Source organism: Lactococcus sp. DD01 (assembly GCF_001578715.1).
Classification (GTDB): Bacteria; Bacillota; Bacilli; order Lactobacillales; family Streptococcaceae; genus Lactococcus; species Lactococcus petauri.
The window spans coordinates 1-235 of record NZ_KQ968971.1 but is presented as its reverse complement, the minus strand read 5'-3'; the positions used below and the strand labels follow the sequence as shown (position 1 = coordinate 235).

Sequence of the window (235 nt, the reverse complement as noted above, 5' to 3'; positions counted from 1 at the left end):
TCGCCAAACTTTCGGACGGCTTTTTTTTGTACTATTTTTTACGGTCTTTTTGTTGAAAGACCCACTGTTGCATGTCAATATCAAGTAATCTGCACATATACCGCGCATTCGTGATATCAATACCTAAGAATTCAATGATCTTATGTAGCTCCTCTTCATGCATAAAGATACTTCGAGAGAGGCGATATAAAGCTACTGCCAACTCGTCACGCTTTTCGTCTGTGAGTTCAAGTAG

General features: G+C 39.6%; 1 protein-coding gene. It reads right to left on the bottom strand.

The features are described from left to right. Positions 1–31: 31 nt before the first annotated feature. A partial coding sequence (locus LACDD01_RS12140) for a hypothetical protein (protein WP_197458057.1) occupies positions 32–235 on the bottom strand: 204 nt, incomplete at its 5' end.